Source organism: uncultured Aquimarina sp., from assembly GCF_947500065.1.
In the GTDB taxonomy this organism is placed as follows: Bacteria; Bacteroidota; Bacteroidia; order Flavobacteriales; family Flavobacteriaceae; genus Aquimarina.
Map to the genome: position 1 here is coordinate 374121 of NZ_CANMQT010000005.1, position 23215 is coordinate 397335.

The window sequence follows — 23215 nt, forward strand, 5'->3', positions numbered from 1 at the left end:
TTAATACAGTTTTTCATAATCAATACTTTCTTTTTTATCGACCCATCCTGTAATCACTTTCTTCTTATTTGTGATTTTTAGAAGTAAGGTAATCGGACTTAAAAGCAGATAATATACAATACCTAAAATAATAAAAGAACTGATCTCTCCCAAAATATTCCCTATAAATAACCAGATAAATAGGAAAGGATAAAATACTACTGGAATTAAAAATACAACTATTAGTAAAATAACAGATCCTATTGCTGTATATAACTGTTTAGAATTTAATATCAATCCTTCTTTATAAACAGACACAAAAAAAAGTAATAATAAAAAAGCAATGATCAACCCTCCAAATTGTCTTTGTTTTCTTTTAGCATTACTATTCTGATGAACTGTTTCTAAAGTATCTTTAATCCAACTCATACTCCACTTGTTTAGAAAGGGTTTCGCTTACATTCTTGTTTTTTTCTTTCTGTATTATGTAATTACCCAATACTAATATATCCATTTCTGTCTGAAAAAAGCACTTCAACGCATCTAATGGCGAAGCCACTATTGGTTCTCCTCGCACATTAAACGATGTATTAATCAATACTGGGCAAGAAGTTTTCTGTTCAAAAGATGAAAGTACTTGATGTAGTAATGGATTCTCTTCTTTACATAGTGTTTGTACTCTGGCTGTACCATCTTCATGAATACAAGATGGTATTTTATCTTTCTTATTACTTCTATATGTAAAAAGCATATATTTAGAAGATTGAATATGAGAAAACCAATCCTTTGCTTTTTCCTCTAAAACAATAGGAGCAAAAGGTCTAAATCCTTCTCTTTTTTTGATACGCATATTCACGTGTGTTTTCATATCTTCATATAAAGGACTTGCCAGGATACTTCGATTCCCCAATGCTCTTGGTCCAAACTCCATTTTACCTTGAAACCACCCTATTATCTTTTTATTCTTAAGTTCATTTGAAACTTCATCACAAAGTTCTTTATCATTAGATAACGTATAATCAATCTGATGCTCTTGCAAAGTAGCTTCTATATTTTCTTTACTATAACTTATTCCCAGATACGCCTGTTCAGTTAATGTATTATCGATATAACTTCTTTCACGCTTCAGGTAATGATACCATCCAACAAAAGCAGCTCCTATTGCTCCCCCACTATCACCTGAAGCAGGTTGCACCCATACATCTTTATAAATACTATTCTTGATTAATTCACCATTAGCTTTACAATTCAATGCTACACCACCAGAAAGGCATAAATTTTCCATTCCAGTTATCTTTTGAGCATAGGTAGTTATAGTTTGCAAAAAGTCTTCTGTAATGGCTTGTATGGAACTTGCTACATCACAATAAAAGGAAGTCATTTCGCCATCAGGTTTTCTAGCTGTTTGCCCTAATACATCACAAAAGTTATTATTTATGGTAGATTCTCCTTTATCAAAGGAAAAATATTTTAAATTCAAAATAACCTCTCCCATATCAGAAATAGTCACAAAATGATCTAAAATCAAATCTGTGTATACAGGTTTACCATATGGAGCTAACCCCATTAATTTATATTCTCCAGAATTCACCTTAAAACCGCAATATTGAGTAAAAGCACTATATAAAAGCCCGAAGGAATGTGGATAATGTTGCTCCTTTATAATTTTTACTGTATTATTTCTTCCAATTCCTATGGTGGTACAGGCTTTTTCTCCTACTCCATCTATAGTGACAATAACACTTTCTGTATAAGGAGAAGAAAAGAAAGTACCGGCAGCATGTGCTTCGTGGTGTTCTGAAAACAACATTTTACCAGAATATTGCAATTCTTTTTTAATAATCGCAAGAATCCATAATTTAGTTTTTGTCCAGGATTTAATAGATTTTTTAAAAAAAGAAAAACCGAAAGGAGCCTGCTCCTGAATTGAATTAATGATTCTATCAAATTTTAGAAAGGGTTTTTCATAAAAAACAACTAATGATAGTTCTTTTATTCCTATTCCAGCTTCCCTCAGACAAAACTCAATGGCTTGTTTAGGAAAAGAAGGGTCATGTTTTTTTCTGGTAAATCGTTCTTCTTGAGCGGCAGCAACTATTTTACCATCTTTTAGTATGCAAGCCGCTGAATCATGATAAAACGCAGAAATTCCTAATACAAAACTCACAAACTATTTATTTAATAATAATTGTTTTTTTAAATAATTACCTAAAACTTTCTGTCCCAAATCATTTAAATGAGGATCATTTTCATAATATAAACGATAATGTAATGAATCCGACTCCCTTAATTTTTCTAATGGATTAACTAAAGAAACATTTTTATACGACTTTAAATCTAAGGAAGCTTTTTTAAAAAAACCATAATATGTTCTATTAAATTCATCTTCTTCTAAAAAAGTTGCTCCTATTTGTTTAAGATTATTGTAGTAAAATGAATTTAACTGTGCACAGTGGGGAATAAAAACGATATAAACATTAGTATCAAGCGGAATTTCTGTTATAAATTTTTCTACTTCTCTAATCCAGATTGCGTATCTATTTTTGAAATCTCCTTCAATCACTACCGATTTATATAAATATTCTGGATCAGATTTAAAATATAATTTACTTCTTGGATTGTAATTATCAATACTAAAGGATTCTTTCAAAATATTAAAACCTGTTTTTCTTTTTACTGATTTAAAGCCTCCTAACCTAGCATTAATATAGGAACTACTTAAAATAATATCAGACATATCCCAGTACACGTTTCTTGCGAAGGATATTTTTTTATAATTCGTTAAATGATTCACATCTGTAAGATCATTACCTACATATACCTGATATATAATATTTTTAGGAGTATACTTTTTTAACCTACGATGTATAAAAGTATTCACTTGTTTGATTCCGATGCCAGGTATACTAGAATTAATGAAAGTTTTATCTTTTGATTGTCTTAAATAATCCACATAATTATTTCCTGCTGCAGAAAAAGAGTCTCCAAATACTAAATAATCCACATCCTTAGACTCTATATCCTTAGTCTCATTTAGTGCTTCAAACTCGCCTTTATAAAAATCAATAATCGAAAACCTGTAGGACAATTCAAAAAGTAAAACAACTATCATGAAAATTATAATTGTCTGAAATAAGAATCGAAACAGTTTCTTCACGTATAGAAATTTTTGTCGGTTAACTAACAGTAAACTTACTATTTATAAATAATAAATCAAGCTACTAACTTAACTAGTTATTTTTTTCAAGGGTTATTAAATAGTTTGAAACTAAAAGAACAATGAGTTTTGATTTTTTTATAGGGTTAGTTTATTATAGCGTTTCTAATAAATTAAAACATTAATGGTTCCTTTTTACTAAAATCCTCTGCCTCAATTACTTTCCCATTGATTGTAGTAGTATCCCAATCTTGTGTGATTTTCCAGATACCTTTGATTTTTTTTAATACAATATGAAATTGACCATATATATATTGAGTTTCATTATTTATCGTAATACCGATTTTATAAAAACCTACTTCATAAGAAGTATCTTCATTAGTATGCCTGCTATCAAACCAAAAATCAAGTTTTATCTGTGTTTTGCTTTCTTTTGAAGTTTTAAGACGCTTCAGGTTCTTATCCTTAAACTCATTCTTAGTATCAATTCCTTCTGGTGTCACACGTAATACCTCATCTGCATATATCGCATTTAATGACTCTCCATCTAGCGCTTCATATGCTTTCTGAAAGGGTTCCCAAACGGTTTGATCAATATTTTTTTGAATTTCTGCTACATTGATTTGTCCTATTATATTGGGACTTAAGGATAATAACAAAAGAAAAAAGAAGAGACGCATGATAAAAGTTTTATCCAAAATACAAAAAACCAGCTACATTGCTGTAGCTGGTTATTATCTTTATATTATTACTCATGATCGGCACGAGCCAGCCTAGGGTTCTTAACGTTTATTTTTTTACTCTAACCGCTTACTCAGAATGCTGCGAAGTTGCAAACTATCGCAGAGCATCACTCTTCGGAGAGCAGGTATTTCAAAATTAACATTTGATGTAGCTATTATTAGCAATTTCAATAAGCCTAATTCTTATGTCTTTGATAATACCAACAAAGGAATTAGTGCTTTTCTAAGGTTACTTAAAAACCAAAATATCCAACTATCAGACACTCTTATTTGTATGGAACATACAGGTGTTTATGGAAAGCTAATTATCCTCGCTCTAAGAAGTTTGAAACTTCGTAGTTATTACAATTTACATTTTTTGTTACTTTTTTGATAGTAATTTGCAATTACTAAACATGTTTTTTTGACCAATCTCTTTTGCACAGTGTGCAGCAATTGTTGTAAACTTCCATAAAAATTAACCACTCTTTAACGTGTTGCTGCGAAGTCACAGACGTTCGCAGAGCGAAACACTTCGAAGAGCAGGATTTATTAACTCTTCGAGGAGCTAGGATATCCAAAAGCAATTGACATAAAAAAACCACCCGGAAGGTGGCTTTCTTTTATTATTTAATTTATTAGATATACATTTTTGGTTTTCTTATTATACCTTAATTTTTTATGATTTATGGAATACCAAGCCGTCCAATTATGATAATCTTGTACAGTAGGTGGAAGTTGACCATCAAACTGTATGTCTGCTTCAGATTTATGTCCAGTTAGTTTTTCGAAAAAATTTCTTGCTTTAACAAGATCTTCATCTTTCACTTTTATCAGATAAAAATTATAATTTTCAATAAACTCAAGCTGTCTTTCATATTCTATACAGGCTTTCTTGTCAATAGAATCATATTTTGTCTTAGTAATAGAGCAAGATGTAAATAACAAAAATACTATTACTATAAGATTACCTTTGATCAATATTTGTAACATTTCCATTTTGAATATGCATTGTTGCCCTAACTGTTTTGTTTCCATTGTTATAAATAAAAGTTGTTGTTCCTGTACGTGCTGTTTTATATGGATTTCCTATACGGGAACCTCTAAGACCTCTTTTTTGTGATTTAGGTATTATTTGTAACGAAGTATTTCTTTCCATACCAACTCTTTCAAAACCTGTGATACTTTTTTCAACACCTTCTCCTCGTTCGTGTGCTATATGCTTATTAACAGGCTTTCCATCAGTTCCAACTTGTATTTCAAACTGCTCTTTAATCTCATGAGCAAATAACGACTGTTGGGTTACAGCTTCTCCATTTGTAACATTACTTATATCTCCTATGTCAATACGCTTACTGTCAGCACCTCCTACTACAATATCTACATTGTTTTCCACAATATTAATATTCACATCTGCACTATTTCCTTTGGCATCAACTGCATTGATCCCTTCGTCTAAAACTGCTAAAAATGCTGCCTTTCCTTTGTCTTTACTTATCTCAGCTCTTTGCTCTTTTGTCAAATTAAGGGTAAGATTTCCATTTTTATCAATTTGTGCGACATTGTCAAAACCAAGACCAGAATTTATATTATTCTGCACTGATTGTTCACCAATTCTATTTCCGTCTCGATCAGTTTGAAAACCAAAAATAATCCTCTGTCCATCAGGATCAATATAAAAAATAGGATTGTTAGCAACATAATTATAAGGACTTAAAGAATTATATTGTTCAGCCAAAGGATCAATATTCATCCATCTACCTAATGCAGCATCGTAGTTCCTAGCACCGAAATCATGCCAGTTTAAGCCTAACTCATTCTGCTCTTCTTTTCCTCCAATACTGTAGTTATGTTCCCTACTAGTAATGGTGCTGTTGTACCCTTTGTGTTGTAGTCCAAATGGATAGTAATTCTTTTCTTCTACAATTTCATTCTCAGCAGAGCCTGAGATTAGATCAATATCACCATCGTTATTCTTGTCTGAGTAGGAGAGCCTGATGTTACCAAGGTGATCTTTGTATTGGTAAATATAATCAAAACCACCTGATCCATTAGGTTCAATATATCCTTCAGGGTGGTTAAAGAATTGCAAGACTTTATCATCACTATTATTAGGCCCTAGAGGGAGTCCTAAACTATAATTACTTTCATAGATATAATTCCCTGCATATTCCGTGGTATTTACCGCAGGATAATTTGTTACCACTTTTCGTAATTTCACTCCTGTAGCATCATACGCATAATCAATTCGTTTTTCTGCTCCAGGTACACGAGAAATAAACTCAATACTTTCTGGTAAGTTTAAGTGATTATATGTTATCAAGCTTATATCTTTATTTTTATCCACAGTCATATTTCCATTAACATCATAAAGATAATCATTACCACTGGTATTTCCATCGGTAAACCCTTCTGCTACACCACTAGTATCTGAGACATAGGCTAATTGATTACCTTTTTGATAATCATAAGCTAAATCATCCATCACTCCAAAACTTGCAGTGTTTATATCAATAGGTCCTTTTCGTTCCAACGCTAATATATTACCATTTTGATCATAGGATACAGCCTCTAGATTATACTTATTTGTATTATCAGTAGCTTTCGTTATTCTGTTTAAAGCATCATATTGATACTTATAGGTTTTTTGTGAATTATCTACAGATGCGGTTTTCCAGTGAATTTGGCTTATATTACCATTATAAAGTGGAGTCGCATCCGTTGTTGATCGGCTATAATTAATCTGCATTCCAAACAAATCCCCTGTTCCTAAAGTAACGGTACTTATATCCCTGAAGTTATCTTCTTCTCTAATACTGTGGTTATTAATACCACTTAACCATCCTTGGATATTATAACGATAATCAACTGTCTGTAGTGGTTGGCTTTCTGTGTTACCGACTTTTTTCTGCTCCAATTGTCCTATACCATTATATTGATTACTAGCAATCAATTCTGAGTTCGATGCACCTTCTGCAATAGAAGCACTAAATGTATTGGTACTACTAGCAATAATATGAACACCTGGCTTTAATATAATATTATTGTTTGCTAATAAAGCTGAATTGTTCTCAGGCGTCTCATAGATTATGATTTCATCTTCTTCTGCAGATGATAATGGTAGGGTATGATCACCAATTCGCTGATGATGCGTAGCTAATCTAGCCACGTGATCATAGGTAAACTCATCTATAGTAACAATAGGCGTTTGATCATCTTTTTGATGATAAGTTCGGGTTTTTATTGATTTCCCTGTAAAATCCAGTTTATTTTCTATTATATCAATTGTATTTAGATATGGATTATTCGTCGCTACTCCAATCACACGTCCTTTAGTATCATATAAGGTTTTGGTCTCAATCCATACATTCTGATTCAGTACTTTTACTTTACTGTAGGTACTTAGCCCTTTAACAGGTTCTGTAGTAATTTGGTCTTGAACCAATGGGTACTGTTTATTGGCAATGTTTGGGTTTTCTATAACATCATATCGGTCATAATAATTTATCGTTAAGATCTCCACATTAGTCGTTGGAAATACTGTATTAGAGTATTGCACCTTAGTTCCTGCTGAAGTCCATGTCAAAGATGCGTTAAAAACTTCATTCAACACAGTATATGTATTTACCTCTTCCTGCATGGCCACTTGATCTAATACATTATTGTGTGTGTGTATACCTGTATAAACCACTCGATCAAATGCATCATACTTAGTAAATAACCATTTCTTATCTTCCCTAAGACTAGCGTCTTGTGTTAGCACGGGACGATCTAATTTATCGTATATGATATATTCCCAATCTTTTCCTGGGATCTTTTTCATTCGTAAGCGCTGTTTATAATCATATAGATATTGGTAACATAAATCATCAATATCGGTTTGCGATAACGTTTCTTTTTCTGCTGCTAAAGGAGGAATCACATAGGATAGATTATCATGCACATCATATACATAATATGTATCATGGTTTTCTCCATTATTATAGGCTCGTTTTAGAACTACTTGCCCTTTAGGGTTAGTATACTCTTCGACTGTATGATTTTTGCCTAAAGAAGGTTCCCAGTTTTCATCTTTAGTAGTTTTTTTATACAGTCTATTATCAGGAATTATAAAGCTTGGGTGCTTTTTTAAATAGGAGCCATAAGTAACTATATCTGATTCATCATGATAATCAACACTATAGAATCTAATATTATCTTCTACACTATTAAACCCATTTTCATACTCAATTTCTCCTTGAGAAAATGAAGTTCGTTGTGATCGATCCATCGGTAAACGTTCCTTCTTCACCTCATTCAAAGGCGAATTCTGAAAAGTAATAAAGCGTGCTCTACTTCCTACATCTGTATGGGTATCAAAATGATATTCTTGGGCATAAGAATCTGCATTTATTTCATAGGCTCCATTGTTATTTGCATCACCAAACGGTAAATACATTATATTTTCTCTACCATACTGATCATATTGATGGTAGGTGATAATATCTTCTTTATCACCTCCTGCATGTACTGCATTTTCCTGAAGCACCCTTCCTAATCCGTCGAAATAAGAGATCGTTTGGATTTTATCGTCATCTCCTGCAGTAGCTGTTTGTGATACTGTTAGAGGTATCTGATATACTTTAGTACTAACATAATTTTTATCGGTACTCTGTGCATCACTTATTGCTGCAATCAATAAGCAAGCGATTATACTAATATTTTGTATATAGCTTTTCATAACTTATTGATTTTTATAATTATACTCATATTCTTGTAACACATTTTCTTCTACATCTTTTATATATTGAAGTCTATTATATCCGTCATACACATAGTAACTGGTATATCCTTTTGGATCTGTAGTGCTTGTAGTACCAATTAGAGGATCATAGGTAAAGGTGGTAACCATTCCATTAGGAAAATCATTTCTTAAGGTGTTCAATGCTTCCCTTAGTTCTTGTTCGGTGCAAGTATTTTCTGTACAACGATCATCATCTAAATCGGATAGAGTTTTTAACGTAGTAATTGTATTTTCTGGAATATCATCATATGCTATATTGTGTAACATTGCAATTGGGTATTGCCCCTCATATCCCCATATATAAGATGTTATCGGACTATTTTCTTTTTCCTGAACTTCTATTGGGTTTAAATGGTCGTCATATTGTAGTACCTTACCAGTGATATAGGTTCCGTATCCTTCTTTATAGATTTCAGCATATTCTGGTAATACTTTGTTGCCATCATATTCTTTAAAACGAGTAGTATTTGTACTCTCTAACGATTCTATCTTTCTACTAAAAACCAATTCTGAAATACGATTTTGATTGGTTCTGTTTAGAGTTTCAATCAAAGATCGCTGTTGATTAGGAATATCTGAAGAACTTAAATTACCTATGTCATCAGGGTAATAATTATTTATCGATTGATATGCAAATGTATCAGAATAACTACTAATATATTTGCTAATTCTTGTTTGATTTAGTGTATTACTATTATAGCGATATACGGTAGAATCTTTCATGGATTCATTAGTTTCTGGGTCATATTTTATTCTAACACTACTGTTTAGTACATTCCAAAAAGAGGTCACAGTATATTTCTTAAAAATAGCCTCAATAATTCTTCCTATTAGACCTGCTGATATATTTTCGTCATAGGTGATGCCAATTTTATAAGCATCCTGAGTATGGGGGGTTATTATAGAATAATGATTTATTTCTTCTTCTTCTTTAATAAAACTTCCATTTTGATTTCGATATACGGTCTTAGATAAAAGATCTCCTCGTAAAGGATCGTTATTATATGAAGGAGGGAATGGGTATTCTTTTAAATAAGCAGGGTCTGTAATCATACCAAATCTATATTCTGTTTTACCATTTTCTTTATTTCCTTGATATTCAGTAACCATCTTATATCCTGTATAACTACCGTTTGGTTTTGCTAAAGCAACAGAGCTATTAGATGTATATTTGTGTATTTCACGATGAAATTGAGAAGTTCCAACTCCCACACCATTTATTAATGAACAGCCCCTCGCTTCTGTATATCCCTTAAAATAAGGTATTGAAGCTAATTGACCACTAGGGCTACTATCAGAATATTTATATTCATATTTTGTAGATGTTATATCATGATCACTATCGGTTTCATATAGTATTTCTTTAACTCGTAATCCTCCCGTTAGTACTTCTTCAAATTGATTAGGGTTTGAAGAATCAGTATTTTCCCATACTTGTGTATAAATATCAAAAAGAGGCTCATTGTCATATCTAGTTAAATCGGGAGGTGATCCTACAGTTTGATTTCCTCTATAAGCCGTTAGGGAATAGCTTCCTGCTTCTAAGTTATGAGAAAGTACTCTCTGACCAGATAAAACTCTAGCAATATTCGTCCCAACACTTCCATTTCTAGATAGTAGAACCCACCAAGGACAACTATCTCCATCATCATCATCCGCATCACAAGGAATATTCACATGAAAGTCCACTTGCTGTTCTTGTTGTAGGTCAAATACAAATTCATATTTTAAATAATCCGGAGCATCAAGAGGTACTTGATTTTCTGTATGTAAATCGTTGAAATAGTAAGTTTTTCTTACAAGATCTTCATTTTCTTCAATGGTTCCTAAATTAACAGTCTTCTTCACACGATTACTTTCATAAATGTATGTTTTAGAACCTCCGGTAGGATAGGTGATTTTATTTAAAGTACCATATTGAGATGCTTCTTCATTAACTTTTCTATCTGCTTCTCCAACGGTTTCATAGGTTGTTTGATTGTAAAAACCATTTTGATTATGTTTAAAAATATCAGTAGCAATTAGATCCTTATTGAAGTGTTTTCCATTATGGTACCCCCAATAATCCTGAGCTGCAGAAAAACGATGCGGTAATTTATTAGATTCAATATAATCAAAACTATGACGTTGATAATTATTAGGATCAATACTGTTATCTGGGTTTATTTTATGTTGATCAATTGATTCTAAAAACAATCTTTTTCTAGCATTTCTAAAGGCATCGGTTATATTATTCCCTATATAAAATGGATAGCCTTTGAAATCAAATTTATACAATCCTAAATCCGTATTATCAGTATAAAAATGATTAAGCTTATAATGTTTGATTTTTTTTCCTTTAGTATCAAATAATTCAATATGTTCTAATTTTTTGGATTTTGTTAAATCTTCACGTGTTTCACTAGACTGGGTAAATACAACTTTTCCTTGATCAAATACAATTTCATTTAACCAAACCTCATTATAATAAGATTCTATAAAAGAATGAGTTATGCTCGATTTAGGAAGCTGACAGGTAGTATTTGTTCCACCTGAACTTAACATATGAACAATATTTTTCTCTTCGGAAATTCTTTGTATTGTTCGTATATCTGTATTCAACTGATAATTAAACTCAATTGATTCTTCAGAAAGAGGGTCGTAAATTCGTTTAAGATACCAGGCAGCGATATGTTTCTTAGTTTCTTGAGGTTCTGTAGACGTGGTACCAAAATAGTAATCCCTATAACTGAAGATATATTCGGTGTCAATTCCACCTCGTACTTCTACAGAATGATCATCAGGATTTTGAGAATCTCCGAAGTAAAATTCAATTCCTTGTTCATTTATTACTTTAAATGATGTAATTATGTTATAACCGATCTCATTATGTATTGAAAAAACAGGTTCAATTTTAAGGTTGCTATGTTCTTCAAAAACTGGAAGTCTAGTTTCTTGATCAAAATAAAAACTACCTGAATATCCTGAAAAATTAAAACTATAAATATCTGGTTCATAATCTCTATACTGATTAAGATATCCTAACAGTTCTTCATTTTTTTCATCAAATTCTAAAGGTAATCTTTGTTTTAATGCTTCAACAGTTAAATTAGGCTGTGTATTAAGATATCCAAAAGGAACATCATCAGGGAGTTGTCTCTTTTGTCTGGAAATCATTCCTCCAGCACTTAATGACCATCCTAAACCTATTCGCGAGGCAATTTGATCCAAAGTAACTCCACCTGCATGATAGGATAACGAAATTGGAACCGAAAACCGTTTTTGTTTAATGGTACAAAGAGGGACTCCAATACCAGGAATACCTGTAAAAAGAGATACAGGAGTATCCACATATTGACCTAAAGAAGCTACTTCTGGCGAAGGAGGTATATTATCTTTAATAGGAATCTCTTGTGCCGCAACAGTCAATGAAAAAATCATACAACTAAAAGCAATTAACTTTTTTATTATACTATTAAATATATACATAACTACTACTATTTATTTTTTCAACAATGCCTCAATCTTAGCCAATCTAGCCTCAAGATTTTGGTTGTTAGTTATAAGTTGATCGCTGATTGTTTTTTGGGCTTTGATACTTTTCTCCTGTTCCTTCAACTTCTTCTCCTGCGCTATCGTATACAAAGTCAATTCTTCTATTTTCTCCAGAAGTTTTGCATTCATTTCACCTAATTGGATACCGTTTTCTTCTACTTCCGCAGCAGATGGAATATTGATTAGATGTCCATTTGTAATAATATGGTCTTCTACTTGTTGTAGTGTTGGTAAACTGTAAGCATCTTCGAAAACGTAATCAGGCCAATTGTTGTATAACGCTACTTTCACCTCCTCTGCAGCGATTTTTCCTTGGACACCGAGTTTATAACCTTTTGTATCCATCGTTCCAATACCTACATTACCGTCATCTTTTGCAAAAAAGATAGCTTCATTGTTTTTATCATAGATTCCAAAGCCGGGTAAATTCGAAATACCATTACCGTTTCTATCAAGTTTGAATAAGAATGCTCCATCAGATTCAAAAAGCATATCATCCTTAGTTGTTGTATTTGTAAATCCATCTGTCATATTTATTCTCCCAGGAAAACCTATAGAAGCGTCATCTACTAACAAACCGGTATTATTAACTATATGTAATGCTCCCTCTGGAGCAGTAGTACCAATACCTACATAACCATTGGACCTAATCACCATATCATGATCGTGATTATTCACTCTAAATCTTAAAAGATTGGATGCATGTTCATATTGCATTCCTCCTACAAAATTATCATCCGTATCAGAGAACCCATAATAACCTATCTTATTATTAGGTGATAACAAGTTCATCATTACATGGTCATCATCTTCTAAAGTTAGTTCTGAATACCCATGAACACTACCTCCCGATGATCCATTAGATACTTGCAATTTTGATTGAGGGCTTGTTGTCCCAATACCAGTATTACCATTATGATGTACTGTCAATCGAGCATTACCACTTGACCCCAATTGAACACCTTCACTATTATTCATTCCTATAAATAAATAATTCGCTAATGTACCTGGGTAATCAGTTTTTTGTTCCCAAGTACCAGTTTCATTGGTCCATCTTGGGTATTTATTAACATGAGGAGCTGTATTATTGTTACCTACTAATCCAATAAAACCCTGTACTTGATTATTATCTTGTGACAAGGTTATGAAAGGATTATCCATTTCATTAGCATTATCGGTATCTGCCTCAATAAATAATTCACTATCACCTGTTCCTCCACTCAGATGTAATTTAGCTGTAGGAGAAATTGTTCCAATTCCAATATTACCACTTGGATTAATATTTAGTACTGTATTTGCTCCATAAGAAAAATTAAAAGGATCATTTTCATTAATGTATAATGCGTTACCATAAGGACCTGTTCCAAAAGTTAATCCTTTAGTACCTGACTTTAATGTTAAAAAAGCAGAGTTTGTTGATGGCGCAACTAATTGGAGGACAGATTCACTAGTGCCGAAACCACCTTGAACAGATGTAGCTCCAATACTAACTTTATTATTATTAGAATAAATTAAACCAGAACCTGTTGTCCATTCTTGTCCATAAACACTAACACTTGACACTAAAACACATAAAAAAAACAATGATTTCTTCATAGCTGAAAATTGAATATTATTAAATGATATTATGATATTTATTTATTAAAAAATTGGCAAAAGTAAAGAATTGACAAAAGCTAAGAAGTAATTAATCAAGAAAAATTATTCCTATTATGAATTACTAATTCTTTCTATTTATGTCTAGACATTATTTACCGTCATATAATTAAGTGTCATAACCAAACAATATGTTACCACGGTTTTTTATAAAAATTCAAAAAAAAAACAATTTTGAGCATAAAAAAATCCCGCTAAAAAGCGGGATTTATATCAATATTATTTAGGTAATTACTTACTCAAATACATCTTACGTCTGGAATAAAGATCATAAAATTGATCATCCTTAAGATCATCAATGAATAAAATACTTTCTCCTGTACTCTTCATCTCTGGTCCCAGTTTTTTATTTACATTCGGAAATTTATTAAAAGAAAATACCGGTTGTTTGATCGCATATCCATCTAAATGTGGTTTGAAATCAAAATCTGTAACCTTTTTCTCTCCTAACATTACCTTAGTCGCATAATTCACATAAGGTTCTCCATATGCTTTAGCAATAAAAGGCACTGTTCTAGATGCACGTGGGTTCGCTTCAATAATATAAACGATATCATCTTTTATCGCAAACTGTATATTAATTAAACCAACCGTATTAAGTGCCAAGGCTATTTTATGGGTATGATCCTTGATTTGTTGCATTACAAATTCTCCAAGGTTAAACGGTGGTAATGTCGCATTAGAATCACCTGAGTGTATACCACAAGGTTCTATATGTTCCATAATACCAATAATGTATACATTTTCTCCATCACAGATTGCATCAGCTTCCGCTTCAATAGCACCATCGAGGTAATGATCCAATAATAATTTATTGTTCGGTATTTTGCGGAGTAAATCAACTACATGTTCTTCTAGTTCTTGCTTATTGATCACAATTTTCATTCCCTGTCCTCCTAATACGTATGATGGACGTACTAAAATTGGGAAATCTAATTTATCTGCAACCGCTAGCGCCTCATCAGCAGTTTCTGCTATATCAAACTCAGGATAAGGGATATTATTTTCTTTTAACAATGTAGAGAAACTCCCTCTATCTTCTGCTAAATCTAGTGATTGATAGGTTGTACCAATAATTTTAATTCCGTAGCGATCTAACTTTTCTGCAAGCTTCAATGCTGTTTGCCCTCCTAGCTGAACAATAACTCCTTCTGGTTTTTCGTGTCTTATGATGTCATAAATATGTTCCCAGAAAACCGGTTCAAAATATAATTTATCAGCTGTATCAAAATCTGTAGAAACAGTTTCTGGATTACAATTAATCATAATTGTTTCATATCCGCACTCTGCAGAAGCCAAAACTCCGTGCACACAGCAGTAATCAAATTCAATTCCTTGCCCAATTCGATTAGGACCAGAACCTAATACTACAATTTTCTTTTTATCAGTTACTACACTTTCGTTTTCTACATATACTTCTCCATCTGGAGTTTCTATTTCTGCTTCGAAAGTAGAATAGAAATAAGGAGTCTTTGCTTTAAATTCAGCAGCACAAGTGTCTACTAATTTATATACTCGATTAACTCCTAATTCATCTCTCTTGTTATAGACTTCACTTTCATAACAACCTACCATATGAGCAATTTGTCTGTCTGCAAAACCTTTTTGTTTTGCTTCAAGAATCAAATCCTTAGTTAATGATTGAATAGTATATGTAGAGATTTCTTTTTCTAATAAATGTAATTCTTCATATTGTTTTAAGAACCACATATCTATTTTGGTGATCTCGTGGATTCTACTCAGCGGAATTCCCATTTGGATAGCATCATAGATCACAAAAACCCTATCCCAACTTGCGTATGTTAGTTTCTCTATAATCTGATCATAATCTTTGTACCCTTTACCGTCTGCTCCAAGTCCATTTCTCTTTATCTCCAGAGATTGAGTGGCTTTATGCAAAGCTTCCTGAAATGAACGTCCAATTCCCATTACTTCTCCTACGGATTTCATCTGAAGTCCAAGTCTACGATCCGATCCTTCGAATTTGTCAAAATTCCAACGAGGTATTTTTACTATTACATAATCCAAAGTAGGCTCAAATAAAGCCGATGTTGACTTTGTAATTTGATTATCCAATTCATCTAGTGTATAACCTATAGCTAATTTTGCTGCAATTTTTGCAATCGGATACCCTGTTGCTTTTGAAGCTAATGCAGAAGAACGTGAAACACGTGGATTAATTTCTATTGCAATAATTTCTTCATTCTCATCCGGACTTACTGCAAACTGCACATTACATCCACCTGCAAAATCACCGATACTACGCATCATATGGATAGCCATATCTCGCATACGCTGATATGTTTTATCACTCAATGTCATTGCTGGAGCAACCGTAATAGAATCCCCAGTATGAATACCCATCGGATCCATATTTTCGATTGCACAAATAATTACTACATTATCATTAGCATCTCTCAGTAATTCTAGTTCATATTCTTTCCATCCAATCAATGCTTTATCAATCATTACTTCGTGAATAGGAGAAACCTCTAATCCTCGAGTCAATAATTCATCGAATTCTTCTTCTTTATACACAAAAGATGCTCCAGCACCTCCTAGCGTATAGGATGCTCTAATTACTAAAGGAAAACCAAATTCCTGAGCAATCTCTTTTCCTTTTAAATAAGATCCGGCAGTAGCTTGTGGTGCCATACCAATCCCAATTTTGAGCATTAACTCTCTAAACTGTTCACGATCCTCTGTAATATTAATCGCATCAATGTCAACACCGATAATCTCTACATCAAAATCTTTCCAAATTCCTTTCTCATCAGCTTCTATACAAAGGTTCAATGCTGTTTGTCCACCCATCGTGGGTAGTACAGCATCAATCTGTGGATGTTCTTTAAGGATTTCAATAATAGACTTGGTATTCAATGGCTTTAAATATATATGATCTGCCATTGAAGGATCCGTCATAATAGTTGCCGGATTAGAATTTATTAATATGGTTTCTATTCCATCTTCTCTTAAAGAACGTAAAGCTTGTGATCCTGAATAGTCAAACTCACATGCCTGGCCAATGATGATTGGTCCTGATCCGATGATCAATATACTTTTGAGTTTTTCGTTTTTTGGCATTTTGGTGTTGGTATTGAAATTTTAAAAATAAATTAGGAATCGACTAGATATAAAAAAAGGCGTTACTCCTAAAAGTAACACCTTAATATTTTTCACTGCACTAAAATCATTAGTGCTTATGTCTTAATTCTGAAGAAACAGATAGCTTCTTTCTACCTTTAGCTCTTCTACGAGCAAGGACCTTTCTACCATTAGCAGAAGCCATACGCTCTCTAAAACCGTGTTTGTTTTTTCTCTTTCTTTTTGATGGTTGAAACGTTCTTTTCATTGCTATCTATCTTTATATATCTTCTTGAAATCTCTTTTTTGTAAACTAGTGGATATGTAATCCCAAAACTGCGGGCAAATATACAAAGAGTTTTTACTTTCACAAACCTAATTATCAAAATCTTTTTAATTGTTTTTATTACCTTTGCCGCGACAAAAAAATAATACATTTCATGTACAACAAAAATATTAAACTAGTAATTGCAGCATTAATTGTTGGAACCGCCATTTGGCAAATGATAGAAGGATATATCGGAAACGGTATTATGTTGATTTTATTAGCTTCTATTTTTGTCTTTTTATATTTTAAAAACGAATTAATTCTTCTTTCTTTTTTAAGATTACGTAAACAAGATTTTGCGGGAGCTAAAAAATGGTTAGATAGAATTAAAAACCCTGAAAGCGCTCTTACTACCAAACAACAAGGGTATTACAACTATCTTTTAGGTATTATGTTATCTCAAACCAATATCACACAAGCAGAGAAATATCTAAAAAAAGCGGTGAAACTAGGATTATCCATGAACCAGGATCTTGCAGTGGCTAAACTTAATCTAGCCGGAATTGCAATGACCAAAAGAAGAAAAAGAGAAGCACAAAATCTCTTAACTGAAGCAAAAAAACTAGATAAACATGGGATGCTAAAAGAACAGATCACCATGATGAAACAACAAATGAAAAAGATTTAGGCACACTAATTGTACCTAAAATTACGTTATCTAGTAGTTTAAAGGAAAAATAAGCTCGGTGCTAAAGTAACAAAATATGGTTTTGATTAGCTAAAACTGTTATTTTTAAAGACTTTATAGTACTTTAGCTACCGTAATTAAGTTGTAATGAAGAAAATATTAATTCTAGGAATACTCTTTTTATATTTTGGAAATACTTTTGGACAGTTAGAAAGAAAAGTTCCTTTTTCTATAGCTGTTGCGGCTCATATTAAAAAGTATAATCTTAAAAGTAATGAAGCCTACAAAGACCAAGATCTTGAGTATGCCAAATTTTTATTTGATTCACTTGTCCAAAATCATTTAGTAGGAACCTACATGGATGACTTTAAAATGAGTCCCATCAAAGGAGAGCCTATTTCTTTTAAAGAAATCGAAAAACCAATATTCCTAATCACATATGCCACTTGGTGCGTTCCTGGAATTGGTGAAATACCTGCACTAAATGATTTATCAGATAAATTCCATGATCAAATTGATTTCATCGTTTTATTTTGGGATACAAAAGAAAGGTTAAAAGAAAAGGTTAATGAATACAGTGAGAATATTCAATTGCTCTATGTAAATGAAAAAACCAATCAAAACTCTTACATCATTAATAACTTAAAACACTCTCTTGGTTTTCCTATGATGTATTTCATGGATGACGAGAAAAAATTATTGGATATCCGAAAGATTGTAACACATCATTCTAGCGAAACACTCAGTAATTCCTACACAATCCATTATAATTCTTTATCAAAAGGAGTTTCTCTTTTGATAGCTGATCTTGATGCAAAAGGAGGATTAACACCTCCTGTAGTAGAAGAAAAAGAATCAAAAGAAAGAGATTTTCGTTCACAAGAAGAAAGAGATATCGATGAAGAATATGAACGATATCGAAGAGAAAAAGATTCTATAGACAATAATTAGACGACAATTAAACATACCTCCTGCACTGGTTAGTTTGAAATAGTTCATTCTCTTCTTTACTTATGTGAGAGGAGACATTTTTAGCTCCAACTAGACCTAAAAGAATACTACTGCCATCTAAAGGATTTCTAAGAGGTAAAAATTATCGACACAAAAAAATTCGACGATCAGTCAAAAGTAGTGCTATACTTATTTAATATGTATGAAGAATAAGAATGGATTAGTAATAAAAAAAAACAATATAACTATTTCCCTAAAATCATCTTTAGAGCAACCAGTAAAAGTACGCCTCCAAAGATTTTTTTCAGTACAGTCTGATTAACAGAAATTGCAAACTTACTTCCTAAATAACCGCCCAAAATAAAAGTCACCGCTATTATAGCTGCAAATTTCAGGTTTACGTGACCTTCTTTGTAATAATTAAAGGCTGCTAAAAGGGTTACAGGAACAGAAAGTACTGCTAGACTAGTTCCTTGCGCTTGATGTTGTGAAAAGCCAACCCATAATATCAGTAACGGTATCATCACTACACTTCCACCAATTCCCATAGTTCCACTTAAGAAACCAGCCAATAGCCCTATTACAACTAATGAAATAATTGTCATTGTATCCATACCACAATTTTACAATAATTGTAGTTATGAGACTATAAAAGATTGAAATATTTTAACCGTATGTACCGGTATTACTGTCCTACTCCGGTTTTATAATATCCTTCTCTAGGGATTTTAATCAAATACTCTTTACCTGTGGTATTGTTAAGATTTGTTTCTCGTAACCAAGGATTATGAAGCTTTAAAATCTTATAATTAATATTGTATTTAGCCGCAAATTCATTGAAATCTGTAATTGGCTCATCCACTAAAACATTAAATGTCGGGATATACTCATACAAATCATCCTTCGTAAAGTTGAATCCATATTTTTTAGGATTGCTCAATATTTCTTTCACTGCAGTAATTCTGAATACATATCTCCCAGTTTCTTGTCCTAAAAGAAGATCGTAATACGTAGTCGCATTCTGTCTCTTTAATTGTTTATTGATACCTGCAGGACCTGCATTATATGCTGCTGCTGCTAATGTCCAACTACCAAAACGTTTTTTTGCACTCTTTAAATATTTACAAGCAACTCTTGTAGATTTTTCAATATGATATCTTTCATCCACATTATTATTAACTTCTAGGCCGTATTCTTTTCCTGTATTTTTTAATATTTGCCAAAACCCAGTTGCTCTAGCAGGAGAAACTGCCTGAGTTAAACTACTTTCTATAACAGCAAGGTATTTAAAATCGTCAGGAACTCCTTCTTCTTTTAGAATCGGTTCTATAATAGGAAAATACTTGTTAGCTCGTTTAAAAAGTAATAATCCATTAGATTGCCAATAGGTATTCACCAAAAGCTCTCTATCCATTCGTTCTCGAATATCTGGATTTTCAACAGGTACCAATTCTCCGGCAAAATTTATATTGTCCGGCATAGGTACTGCGTAGACATTATAATCATTGATCAATTTTTCTTCTAAAAGCTCTTGCGCAATTGGTTTCTGAGGTTCTTGTTGAGTAGCGTTCACTAAAATACCAAAGGTAAATAACACGCCTAAAAAAACTAGCATTTTTCTTATCATCTTCATCATTAAGTAGGTTTTATTGGGGAATAATTTCTATAGTTTCCAAAATAATGTAAAATATTGGAATATTGGTAATTAATTCTCGATTATTTCCGGTAAATGCTCATTAAACCATCTTGCGCGATTAATAATCATCACATGTGTACCTTTTTCTAACCTAATACAATCCTTGATATGAGAAATAGGAAAAACGATATCTTTATCACCGTGAATATGAACAATACCCTCTATTGACTCTTCCTGATTCCAACATACAATATTCTCTATTGCCCAATCTAAATATGTCTTGTCATTTACCGAAAGATATTTCTGATACATCGCTGCTCTCTTCTTTGCAAAATCACCAAAAGCAAGTTTTTCCCAATTATCAATCTTTGAAATCAATGATGTCGGCATCAATTTATATGCTTTAGTTTTTCTTGTCAATTTTATCCTTCTCGGTAATTCATGTTTATTTTTTACGCTAGAAATTATGATCAGTTTCTTTACATTGAGGTACTTACTCATCTCCTGAACCATAATCCCTCCAAAAGAAACACCAATAAGTACACAGTCTTTATGTTCAATCTCCTCACACATACGTTTTGCATAGTTTTCTATGGATTCGCTTTTTTCAGGAATCTTCCATGGGATTGTATGTATACTATATGTATCTTTAGGCAGCTCTATGAATTCAAAAATGGATACGTCTGCCGCCATACCTGGAACAAAATAAACATGGGTAACTTCCTTCATACTAGGTATTTTAACAATGGTTTGTGCGTTTAAAGCACTAATTTTCTTATCTTTGCAGCTCAAAATTATAGTAATACTTTATTAGAAAAAAGTAAACAGTGTATTAAATTATTGTAAAAGGGAAAAAATTAACTAACAAATCTTAGTTAGGTTTAAAAAACAATAACAAAATTCAATGCAAATTATGAACCAATTTTCAGGGTAATTATAAAATTTCTGAAAACTAAAAACTATACATTTTAAAACACCCCTTTTAATTTTTATTAAATAGTAAATTAAAAAAAATATGGAGAACATGAGCGATGTAGAATTAGAAATAGTAGATAATGAATTTTTAAGACAATTCGAAACTACTATTGAAGGTCAAAAAGCTAAGATCGAGTATGCTCAACAAGAGAGAAAAATATTCTTAACGAAACTTATCATGACTGATGAGTTGATAGAAAAAGGATATTCTGAAGATTTTATAGTAGCTGTTTTTAATATTATTGAAGAACGTAATATTAGACTAGTCCCTACTAGCCCTATTATCGCTAAGTTTATGCGAAAAAACAGAAGAAAATACAAAGATTTACTTCCTGTGGGAATTAACATATAGAAGTATATCTCTTTTAAAAATAAAAAAACCTGCTTATTAAGCAGGTTTTTTTATTTTTTCAGTTCCGTTTATGTATCTAAGAATTTGAACCTCACCATTCCATCATCATCAATATCAGTTAGTTTTACTTTATATAATGTATTCACAAATGAAGGATTCCAAGGCATTTTCACTTTTACATAATTCTCGGTAAACCCATGGATATAACCTTCCTTATTTTCAGATTCAAACAACACCGTTCTTTCTGTTCCTAGCTGACTTTCATAAAAAGCTCTACGTTTTTTTACAGACAGTCCACGTAACATTTTACTTCTCTTCTTTCTTACATCTTGTGGAATCACATCCTCCAATGAAGCTGCTACTGTATTTTCTCTTTCAGAATATGTAAATACATGTAAATAGGAGATATCTAATTGTGATAAGAAATTATAAGTATCTAAAAAATGATCATCTGTCTCGCCAGGAAAACCAACAATAACATCCACTCCTATACAAGCGTGTGGCATCACTTCTTTAATCTTTTTAACACGATCCACATATAAATCACTAAGATATCTGCGTCGCATTAACTTTAGTATCTCATCATTTCCTGATTGTAATGGAATATGAAAATGAGGTACAAACGTCCTTGATTTTGAAACAAAATCAATAGTTTCGTTCTTTAGCAAGTTAGGCTCAATCGATGAAATACGTAATCGCTCAATACCTTCTACTTCATCCAACGCTTTTACTAACTCATAAAAAGTATGTTCATGTTTCTTATTACCAAACTCTCCTTTTCCATAATCTCCTATATTAACTCCCGTTAACACAATCTCTTTAATATCTTGTTCTGAGATTTCTTTCGCATTTTGCAATACATTTTCTAAGGTATCACTTCTAGAAATCCCTCTCGCCAATGGAATTGTACAATAGGTGCATTTATAATCACAACCATCCTGAACCTTTAAAAATGCTCTAGTACGATCGCCTATAGAATAACTACCAACATAAAAATCAGCTTCTTCAATTTCGCAAGAATGTATTTCTCCAAATTCATTTTTAGACAAATCATTAATATAATCCGTGATTTTAAACTTCTCTGTTGCACCCAGTACTAGATCTACACCATCTACCGCAATCAATTCTTCTGGTTTTAATTGCGCATAACAGCCTACTGCCGCAACAAACGCATCCGGATTTCCTTTTTGAGCTTGTTTTACAATGGTTTTAAATCTTTTATCTGCATTCTCTGTTACAGAACAGGTATTGATCACATAGATATCCGCGTTCTCAGAAAAATCCACTCGATCAAAACCTTCATTCGTGAAGTCTCTGGCAATTGTAGAAGTTTCTGAAAAATTCAGTTTACAACCTAAGGTATAAAAAGCGACTTTTTTTCTATTCATGCTGAACTTGTTTCAGTATCTTCTTAACTTTACACACTTATA

Annotated in this window: 17 protein-coding genes; 3 read left to right on the forward strand and 14 right to left on the reverse strand. The window is 32.3% G+C overall.

The window, feature by feature from the left end:
• The 10 genes from Q0975_RS16865 to rpmH all read right to left on the reverse strand — a co-directional run bounded on the left by Q0975_RS16865 (position 1) and on the right by rpmH (position 17183).
• On the reverse strand, positions 1-408 hold the full coding sequence (locus Q0975_RS16865; RefSeq protein WP_299438781.1) for an SxtJ family membrane protein: 408 nt from the start codon (positions 406-408) through the stop codon (positions 1-3).
• The gene (locus tag Q0975_RS16870; protein ID WP_299438783.1) at positions 395-2146 is read right to left on the reverse strand and encodes a carbamoyltransferase; all 1752 of its coding nucleotides are present in this window, start codon (positions 2144-2146) and stop codon (positions 395-397) included. Before Q0975_RS16870 ends, Q0975_RS16865 begins: the two co-directional genes overlap by 14 nt.
• A 3-nt stretch (positions 2147-2149) precedes the next feature.
• On the reverse strand, positions 2150-3091 hold the full coding sequence (locus Q0975_RS16875; RefSeq protein ID WP_299438784.1) for a hypothetical protein: 942 nt from the start codon (positions 3089-3091) through the stop codon (positions 2150-2152).
• A 218-nt stretch (positions 3092-3309) separates the two neighbouring features.
• Entirely contained in the window at positions 3310-3816 is a 507-nt protein-coding gene (locus Q0975_RS16880) for a hypothetical protein (RefSeq protein ID WP_299438786.1), read from the reverse strand.
• Positions 3817-4488: 672 nt separating this feature from the next.
• On the reverse strand, positions 4489-4857 hold the full coding sequence (locus tag Q0975_RS16885) for a hypothetical protein (protein WP_299438788.1): 369 nt from the start codon (positions 4855-4857) through the stop codon (positions 4489-4491).
• The gene (locus Q0975_RS16890) at positions 4826-8578 is read right to left on the reverse strand and encodes a DUF6443 domain-containing protein (RefSeq protein ID WP_299438790.1); all 3753 of its coding nucleotides are present in this window, start codon (positions 8576-8578) and stop codon (positions 4826-4828) included. The genes Q0975_RS16885 and Q0975_RS16890 overlap by 32 nt, the downstream gene beginning before the upstream one ends.
• Positions 8579-8581: 3 nt before the next feature.
• Positions 8582-12061, reverse strand: a complete 3480-nt coding sequence (locus Q0975_RS16895) for a hypothetical protein (protein ID WP_299438792.1) — start codon at positions 12059-12061, stop codon at positions 8582-8584.
• A 60-nt stretch (positions 12062-12121) separates the two neighbouring features.
• On the reverse strand, positions 12122-13771 hold the full coding sequence (locus tag Q0975_RS16900; protein ID WP_299438794.1) for a hypothetical protein: 1650 nt from the start codon (positions 13769-13771) through the stop codon (positions 12122-12124).
• A 291-nt stretch (positions 13772-14062) separates the two neighbouring features.
• Positions 14063-16915 carry a carbamoyl-phosphate synthase large subunit gene (gene carB / locus Q0975_RS16905; RefSeq protein ID WP_299438796.1) on the reverse strand — a complete coding sequence of 951 codons (2853 nt, stop codon included), beginning with the start codon at positions 16913-16915 and terminating at the stop codon, positions 14063-14065.
• 109 nt (positions 16916-17024) lie between these two features.
• Positions 17025-17183 (reverse strand): 50S ribosomal protein L34, encoded by a 159-nt coding sequence (rpmH, locus tag Q0975_RS16910; protein ID WP_081414554.1) that lies wholly within the window; start codon positions 17181-17183, stop codon positions 17025-17027.
• Positions 17184-17355: 172 nt separating this feature from the next.
• On the opposite strand from rpmH, the gene Q0975_RS16915 reads away from it, so the two are divergent.
• Entirely contained in the window at positions 17356-17871 is a 516-nt protein-coding gene (locus Q0975_RS16915) for a DUF2892 domain-containing protein (RefSeq protein WP_299438798.1), read from the forward strand.
• A gap of 147 nt (positions 17872-18018) precedes the next feature.
• On the forward strand, positions 18019-18822 hold the full coding sequence (locus tag Q0975_RS16920) for a redoxin domain-containing protein (RefSeq protein WP_299438800.1): 804 nt from the start codon (positions 18019-18021) through the stop codon (positions 18820-18822).
• A gap of 245 nt (positions 18823-19067) precedes the next feature.
• On the opposite strand, the gene Q0975_RS16925 is transcribed toward Q0975_RS16920, so the two are convergent.
• From Q0975_RS16925 to Q0975_RS16935, 3 genes are all read right to left on the reverse strand, one after another.
• Positions 19068-19436 carry a sulfite exporter TauE/SafE family protein gene (locus Q0975_RS16925; protein WP_299438802.1) on the reverse strand — a complete coding sequence of 123 codons (369 nt, stop codon included), beginning with the start codon at positions 19434-19436 and terminating at the stop codon, positions 19068-19070.
• 71 nt (positions 19437-19507) lie between these two features.
• Positions 19508-20455 carry a lytic transglycosylase domain-containing protein gene (locus Q0975_RS16930; RefSeq protein ID WP_299438921.1) on the reverse strand — a complete coding sequence of 316 codons (948 nt, stop codon included), beginning with the start codon at positions 20453-20455 and terminating at the stop codon, positions 19508-19510.
• 72 nt (positions 20456-20527) lie between these two features.
• A complete protein-coding gene (locus Q0975_RS16935; protein ID WP_299438804.1) occupies positions 20528-21187 on the reverse strand; it encodes an alpha/beta hydrolase in 660 nt (219 codons plus the stop codon).
• A 295-nt stretch (positions 21188-21482) separates the two neighbouring features.
• Between Q0975_RS16935 and Q0975_RS16940 the strand changes: the two genes are divergently transcribed.
• Positions 21483-21785, forward strand: a complete 303-nt coding sequence (locus Q0975_RS16940) for an N-acetyltransferase (protein ID WP_299438922.1) — start codon at positions 21483-21485, stop codon at positions 21783-21785.
• A 68-nt stretch (positions 21786-21853) separates the two neighbouring features.
• Here Q0975_RS16940 and mtaB read toward each other — a convergent pair whose 3' ends face one another.
• Positions 21854-23173: a tRNA (N(6)-L-threonylcarbamoyladenosine(37)-C(2))-methylthiotransferase MtaB gene (mtaB, locus tag Q0975_RS16945; protein ID WP_299438806.1), complete on the reverse strand. Its 1320-nt coding sequence runs from the start codon at positions 23171-23173 to the stop codon at positions 21854-21856.
• Positions 23174-23215 lie beyond the last annotated feature (42 nt).